Raw genomic sequence first — 1,895 nt, forward strand, 5'->3', positions numbered from 1 at the left:
GCAGCCTGACGCCACGCAGCCGCAGGCCACACCACCCGGCGTGGCCTGCGCGCAGCAGCTACAGCAACCCCCGCAGTTCGCGCGCGGCTTCCTGCAGCAGCGGCAGCATGTCGCGCTGCAGCGTCTGCGCCTGCATTTGCTGGGGCGATGCCACCACGTTGAGCGCTGCCACCGTCTGCCCTTGCAGATTGCGCAGCGGCACCGCCAGGGCGTGTACGCCCAGCTCGTGCTCTTCCGCTGCCAGGCAAAAATCGTCGCGCCGTGCTGCGGCCACCACCTTGCGCAAGGCCCCCACTTGCGTGAGCGTATGGGGCGTAAGGCGCTGCAGCGAGCAGCCCTTGAGCCATTGCGTGAGTTCCACCGGCGGCAAGGCTGCCAGCAACACACGCCCTGTGGACGTGGGATGCGCGGGCAGCCGTGCCCCCAAGTGCAAACCGTAGGCCAGCACCCGCGAAGGCAGGCCATACACCCCGCTGCGCGCGACGATCACGACCTCGCTGCCATCCAGAACCACGGCTGAAAACGATTGCTGCGTCTGCGCCGCCAACCGGTTGAGCGTGGGCTGCAGCACACGCGGCAGCCGCGCCGAGGCCAGATAGCTGCCAGAAAACCGCAGCACCTTGGGCGCCAGCCAGAAATAGCTGCCATCCGTTTCCAGATACCCCAGGTGTGCCAGTGTCAGCAGATGGCGGCGCGCCGCAGCGCGCGTGAGGCCCGTGCGCTGCGCAGCCAGCGTGGCATTCAGGCGCTGGCGCTCGGTATCAAAACTCTCAAGCACAGCCATGCCCTTGGCCATGCCTTCGATGAAGTCCGCCTTGGCGATAGGAGCGGCTGCCTGCACGATGGTCATTGCGCGATGATCGCACAACACAATTGCCAATCGCACGCAACCGCTGCTGCGCCACGAACTCTTGACTCAGATCAACCTACGCTTGGCAGCATCGTTTTTCACGAGGTTGCCCACCATGCGTACCCAGGTTGCCATCATCGGCGCAGGCCCCGCCGGCCTACTGCTCGGCCAGTTGCTCTACAAATCCGGCGTTGACGCCATCATCATCGAACAGCGCAGCCCCGACTATGTGCTGGGCCGCATCCGCGCTGGCGTGCTGGAGCAGGTCAGCATGGACCTTCTGGACCAGGCGGGCGTCGGCGCACGCGCCCATGCAGAGGGCCTGCCGCACGACGGCATCGAACTGCTGTTCAAGGGCGCACGCCACCGCATTGATCTGCATGAGCTCACCGGCGGAAGCCGGGTGACGGTGTATGGCCAGACCGAAGTGACACGCGACCTGATGGACGCCCGCGCGGCTGCAGGCCTGACCACCGTGTACGACGCGCAGAACGTGCAAGTGCACGACCTTGCCAGCCAAAACCCCCGCGTGACTTACCAAAAGGACGGCCAGACACACGAACTGGCCTGCGACTTCATTGCAGGCTGTGACGGCTACCACGGCGTGTGCCGCGCCAGCGCCCCGGCCGACTTGCTCAAAACCTACGAGCGTGTGTACCCCTTCGGCTGGCTGGGTGTGCTGGCCGATGTGCCCCCCGTCTCGCACGAACTCATCTACGCCAACACCGAGCGCGGCTTTGCGCTGTGCAGCATGCGCAGTGCCACCCGCAGCCGCTACTACGTGCAAGTGCCCAATACGGACAAGATCGAGAACTGGAGCATCGACCAGTTCTGGACCGAGCTGGGCAACCGCCTGGACCCCGAGGCACGCGCCAATCTGGTCACGGGCCCCGCGCTGGAGATGAGCATTGCGCCGCTGCGCAGCTTTGTGGCCGAGCCCATGCGTTTTGGCCGCATGTTCCTGGCGGGCGACGCTGCCCACATCGTGCCACCTACAGGTGCCAAGGGTCTGAATCTGGCCGCCAGCGACGTGGGCTTTCTGTGG

Annotated in this window: 2 protein-coding genes; one reads left to right on the top strand and one right to left on the bottom strand. The window is 65.8% G+C overall.

What is annotated here, in order from left to right; all coding sequences use genetic code 11:
• Positions 1 to 58: 58 nt before the first annotated feature.
• Positions 59 to 850 carry an IclR family transcriptional regulator C-terminal domain-containing protein gene (locus DBR12_RS18985; protein ID WP_108618674.1) on the bottom strand — a complete coding sequence of 264 codons (792 nt, stop codon included), beginning with the start codon at positions 848 to 850 and terminating at the stop codon, positions 59 to 61.
• Between the two features lie 115 nt (positions 851 to 965).
• On the opposite strand from DBR12_RS18985, the gene pobA reads away from it, so the two are divergent.
• A partial coding sequence (gene pobA / locus DBR12_RS18990; RefSeq protein WP_108618675.1) for a 4-hydroxybenzoate 3-monooxygenase occupies positions 966 to 1,895 on the top strand: 930 nt, incomplete at its 3' end.

It is taken from the genome of Acidovorax sp. HMWF029 (assembly GCF_003060895.1).
Classification (GTDB): domain Bacteria; phylum Pseudomonadota; class Gammaproteobacteria; order Burkholderiales; family Burkholderiaceae_C; genus Acidovorax.